Origin of the sequence: Bradyrhizobium sp., assembly GCF_049581145.1 — a bacterium.
Classification (GTDB): Bacteria; Pseudomonadota; Alphaproteobacteria; order Rhizobiales; family Xanthobacteraceae; genus Bradyrhizobium.
Genome location: NZ_JBAURI010000193.1, coordinates 1 through 2,708 on the forward strand (window position 1 = coordinate 1; position 2,708 = coordinate 2,708).

Annotated in this window: 2 protein-coding genes; both read left to right on the forward strand. The window is 66.1% G+C overall.

The genetic code is table 11. The annotated features are described in order from the left end of the window. The coding region (locus tag WCB02_RS06425; RefSeq protein ID WP_423956999.1) for a c-type cytochrome at positions 1-1,279 on the forward strand (1,279 nt) is incomplete at its 5' end. A 221-nt stretch (positions 1,280-1,500) separates the two neighbouring features. Continuing rightward, on the forward strand, positions 1,501-2,708 hold a 1,208-nt coding region (locus WCB02_RS06430), incomplete at its 3' end, for a nitroreductase (RefSeq protein WP_423957000.1).

The following is a 2,708-nucleotide window of genomic DNA, read 5'->3' on the forward strand; positions in this document are numbered from 1 at the left end:
GGCGACGGTTGCGGCCCTCTGCGCCGCCATCGTCGGCATCGGCGCGGCCGTCCTGCCGTGGCGATCGATCGCGCCGATCGCGCGGCCGGACGCCTCGGTCTATTCCGCCGCGACCATCGCGCGCGGCCGGCAATTGGCCGCGCTCGGCGATTGCATAGTCTGCCATACGGCCGCCAACGGCGCCAGCAATGCCGGAGGGCGCGCACTCGAAACAGCGTTCGGCACGATCTACAGCACCAACATCACTCCCGATGTGGAGACCGGCATCGGCGCATGGTCGTATCCCGCCTTCGAGCGCGCGATGCGCGACGGCATCCATCGCGACGGCCGTCATCTCTATCCGGCGTTTCCCTACACGCATTTCGCCAGCGCGACCGATGCCGACCTGCAGGCGCTCTATGCCTTTCTGATGGCGCAACCGGCGGTCCGCGCCGAACCGGAAAAGACCAATCTGGCGTTTCCCTTCAACCTGCGTCCGCTGCTTGCCGGCTGGAATGCGTTATTCCATCCCAGCAGCGTGTTCCAGGCCGATCCGACACAATCGACCATCTGGAATCGCGGCGCCTATCTGGTCGAAAGCCTCGGCCATTGCAGCGCGTGTCATTCGCCGCGCAACGCGCTCGGCGCCGAGAAGGCCAATGCCTATCTCGCCGGCGGATTCACCGAGGGCTGGGAAGCGCCGCCGCTGACCTCACTGTCGCATGCGCCGGTGCCGTGGAACGAAGATGAGTTTTATGCATATTTGCGAACCGGCGAATCCCGGTTGCACGGCGTCGCCGCCGGGCCGATGGCGCCCGTTGTCAAAGAGCTCACGGCGCTGCCGGACGACGACATTCGCGCGATGGCGGTCTATCTCGCCTCGTTCAGCAAGGCTGCGATGGACAGCGCCGCGCAGCAGATGCTGGCGCAAGAATTGGAGGCATCGACCCGCACCGGCATCGGCTCGGCGCGCGGTATCGGCGCGCGGCTCTACCAGGGCGCCTGCGCGGTCTGTCATGAGGTCGGCGGCCTGCCGCTGTTCGGCAGCCGGCCATCGCTGGCACTGAACAGCAATCTGCACGGCACGACACCCGATAATCTGCTTCAGGTGATCCTGCATGGCATCGCGCAGCCGGCCTCGAGCGATCTCGGTTACATGCCCGCCTTCAAGGACAGCATGAGCGACGAGCAAATCGCCGCGCTCGTCGCTTACCTGCGCAAGCAATTCGCGCCGGACCAGCCGGCCTGGCGCAATGTGCCGGCCGCTGTCGGCAGAATCAGGCGGAACAGCCATTCCTGACGGTCGTTTGCGATGGACGCGTGAGGGTGTCTCGAATCCAACAGCGTGCGCCAGTCTGTCGGAAACAGAACAAGGTGCATGCGCCAGCATGGCCATTTGTCGGTTCTGACCGCGATTTGAGCACCGCGCCAACGGAACGGAAATTGCTACGCGATGCGTTGAAACTTTGGAGGTTCAACGGGGCTCGTCCGCCCCGGGGCAAAGGCAACATGCGGATTGGCGTGGAAACAAGGACTGTCATCGCGGCGACACCGGCTCAGGACTCCGCCGACATCGTACTGGCCTACCATGCGCGCACCAAGCACGACCTCAAGCGTTACGCAGCCGGCCCCGAGACGCTGGACTGGGACAGCCAGCCCAATCCGTTCCGCGAATTTGCCGGCTGCGCGCGAACGCCGCTGCCGTTGACGTCCGATCAACTCAGCACGAGCTTTGCGCAGCTCTATGAGCCGTCCGGCACTAGCCCTCCGCTCACCATCGCCTCGGTCGCCGCGCTGCTTGAGCTTTCGATGGGGCTCTCGGCGTGGAAGGAGCTTGGCCCCGACCGCTGGGCCCAGCGCTGCAATCCGTCCAGCGGCAATCTGCATCCGACCGAAGCCTATGTGATCTGCAGCAACGTGACCGGGCTCGACGACGGTCTCTATCACTATGTCAGCCGCGACCACGTGCTGGAACTGCGCTGCCGGCGGACCGTGCCAGCGTCTGGCCCGGCCCGGCTGTGGATCGGCTTCAGCTCGATCCATTGGCGCGAAGCCTGGAAATATGGCGAGCGCGCTTTCCGCTATTGCCAGCTCGATATCGGCCACGCGCTCGGCGCCGTTCGCTACGCCGCGGCCGCGCTCGGATGGGGCGCGACGCTGATCGACAATGTCGACGGCGCCACACTGTCCGGCTGGACGGGCCTCGATCGATCCAGCGACTTTGCCGGCGTCGAACGAGAAGACGCCGATCTGTTGATCGCGATCGATCCGCATCGCGGCACAGCTTCAGCGCAGATCGACGACATTCCCGACGCGTTCGATGCCGCGGCCGATCCTTGGACCGGTCAGGCCAACCGGCTCGATCCGCATCCGCTCTATCGCTGGCCGGTCATCAACGAGGTCAGCGCCGCAACACAAGGCCGCGCGCCGTTCGAGCCGGACGCCCCATCGCTCCATCCGCCGCTGTCCGGAGCGCCGGCGGCGCGGGCCGCCGACATCATCCTCGGCCGCCGCAGCGCGCAGCGCTTCGACGCCAAGTTCACGATGAGCGCCGATCGCTTTTATCGCCTGCTGGATTGCCTGCTGGCACGGCCGATCGCGCCCTGGGATGTCTGGGGCTTTGCGCCGCGTCTGCATCCGATCCTGTTCGTGCACCGGGTCGAGGGGCTCGCGCCCGGCGTCTATGCCTTGCCCCGCCATCCCGAGGCGGCGGATGCGTTGCGCCAAGC